The following is a 2,394-nucleotide window of genomic DNA, read 5'->3' as shown; positions in this document are numbered from 1 at the left end:
ACGGTGCTGCGTCAGGCGATGATCTTGGAGGAGTCGGGGGAGCCGGACGAGGTGCTGCGCTGGGCCGCGCTGCTGCATGACATCGGCAAGCCGCGGACCCGTCGGCACATGGCGGGCGGGCGGGTGTCCTTCCACCACCATGAGGTCGTCGGCCGGGACATGACCCGCCGTCGGCTCGCGGCGCTGCACTTCCCCAAGGACGTGACCGACGCGGTCTGCCGGCTCGTTTACCTGCACCTGCGCTTCCACGGATACGGGGCGGGCGAGTGGACCGACGCCGCCGTACGCCGCTACGTGCACGACGCGGGTCCCCAGCTCTCCCGGCTACACAAGCTGGTCCGCTCGGATTGCACGACCCGCAACCGGCGCAAGGCCGCGGCGTTGTCCCGGACGTACGACTCGCTCGAGGAACGGATCGCCGAGCTCGCCGCGCGCGAGGAGATCGCCGCGATCCGGCCGGAGCTTTCCGGGGACGACATCATGGCGCTGCTGGGGCTGTCACCGTCCCGGTTGGTGGGTCAGGCCCGGTCGCACATGCTGGAGTTCCGCTTCGAGCACGGGATCGTCGGCCGGGAGGCCGCCGAGGCCGAGCTGTTCCGGTGGGCCCGGGAGCACGAGGCGCCCGTTCCCGGTGAGCTCACGCCTCGGCGGGGGTGACCGGCCTGGGCTGGCCGTCCGGGCCGGGCTGGCCGTCCGGGCCAGGGTGGTCGGCCGACCGTGCCGATCTGGGCTCGCCGATGTGACGGATGATCCGGTCTTCCGGATGGCGGCGGGCGGCCCGGTAGTACAGGATCCCGGCGAGCGCGTAGCCGGCCCCGGCCACTAGGACCACCGGAACGGACCGGCCCTCGTCCGGCAGGACCACGGCGGCCACCGCCGCGGCGGCCACGAAGGCGACGTTGAACAGCAGGTCGTAGAGCGAGAAGGCGCGACCGCGGTAGGCGTCGTCGGTCTCCTCCTGCACGATGGTGTCCACGCAGATCTTGCTGGCCTGTGCGGAAAACCCGAGCAATGCTGCCGCGACGATGAACAGCGTCGAGGAAAAGGGCAGCCCGAGCGCGACCTCGACAACCCCGCCGAGTACCAGGACGAGGGCGATCCAGCTCGACTTCGGCATGCGCCCCGTGACGTGGGGAGTCGCGACCGCGGCGCTGACCGTGCCGGCCCCACTGGCGGCAACGACGGCGGCGAGCCCCGCGAGCCCGCCTTCCGGGCCAGTGAAGTAGTTGCGATACAGCAACACCGTCATCACGAGGATCAGGCCGTAGGCGGCTCGCGAGGTGGTGAGGGCGGCGAGCGCCCGCCGGGCCGGCCCGTGGTTCACCAGATAGCGGGCGCCGTCAAGCATGTCGGCGACGACCTGGGTGGTCTGCGCCCAGGCGCCCTGCCAGGCCACCGTCTCCAGCGGACCGAAGTCGCTCCGTCCCGCCCGCGCCGCGGTGACGGCGGCCACAAGGTAGGTGAAAGCTGCCAGACCGGCGACGAACGCCACCGTCCCGTCCTCGCCGCCGATCAGCCCGCGCAGTCCGCTGCCGACACCGGCTCCGGCGAGCGTCGCGACGGTGCCGGAGGTGACGGACAGGGCGTTCGCCGTGACGAGCCGGTCGAGGCCGACCACGACCGGGAGCCCGGCGGACAGCGCCGCCAGCACGAAGCGGTTCATGCTCACCGACGCCAGTGCCACCGCGTAGAAGTCGACGCCCGTCCGGCCGGTGGCGATCAGAGCGACCAGGATGCCCATCAATAGCATCCGGACGAGTGAGCAGACCACCAGAACCCGCTGGCGGGACACGCGATCGAGCACGATGCCGGCGAAGGGTCCGATGACGCTGAACGGCAGCACGACGATCGCGAGCGACGCGGCCAGGGCCGCCGCCGAGGTCGCCCGTTCGGGGGAGAACAGCACATAGCTGACGAGGCTCGCCTGGAAGACGCCGTCGGCGGCCTGGGAGGTGAGTCTGGACGCGTAGAGCATCCGGAACCCACGGCCGTGCAGCAGCTCACGAAGGTTCTCCGCCCGGGCCACGTCGTCAGCCTAGGACCAGACTGATCGACTCCGGGCACAAGGTCCGGCCGTCCCCTCCGGGCTGCCGGACACCTGTGTTTCCGACCGGGTCCGCTGGCCGGCCGATCCGACGAGGAGGACCCGACGAGAAAGATGAGGACGACGAGAAATCAGCCCTCGATCAGCCCTCGTCGCGGATGAATGCCTCCACCCTGTCCCGGGCCTCGTTGTCGCGGTACTGCTCCGGCGGGGACTTCATGAAATAGGAGGAGGCGGAGAGGACCGGGCCGCCGATGCCCCGGTCGAGCGCGATCTTGGCGCAGCGCACCGCGTCGATGACCACCCCGGCGCTGTTGGGGGAGTCCCACACCTCAAGCTTGTACTCGAGG

Annotated in this window: 2 protein-coding genes and 1 pseudogene; 1 reads left to right on the top strand and 2 read right to left on the bottom strand. The window is 70.9% G+C overall.

Annotation, left to right across the window (positions count from 1 at the left end):
- A partial coding sequence (locus tag ACY45C_RS10725; RefSeq protein WP_462187474.1) for an HD domain-containing protein occupies window positions 1-657 on the top strand: 657 nt, incomplete at its 5' end.
- Here ACY45C_RS10725 and ACY45C_RS10720 read toward each other — a convergent pair.
- Together ACY45C_RS10720 and ACY45C_RS10715 are read right to left on the bottom strand one after the other, a co-directional pair.
- The gene (locus ACY45C_RS10720) at window positions 638-2,026 is read right to left on the bottom strand and encodes an MFS transporter (RefSeq protein WP_462187473.1); all 1,389 of its coding nucleotides are present in this window, start codon (window positions 2,024-2,026) and stop codon (window positions 638-640) included. The two genes, ACY45C_RS10725 and ACY45C_RS10720, sit on opposite strands and share 20 nt — an antisense overlap.
- 160 nt (window positions 2,027-2,186) lie before the next feature.
- Window positions 2,187-2,394 (bottom strand): annotated as a pseudogene (locus tag ACY45C_RS10715) (inositol-3-phosphate synthase); the annotation flags it as partial.

It is taken from the genome of Frankia sp. CcWB2, from assembly GCF_977927585.1.
Note: the sequence above shows the minus strand (reverse complement) of the source record. Positions and strands in the feature narration are given on the sequence as shown.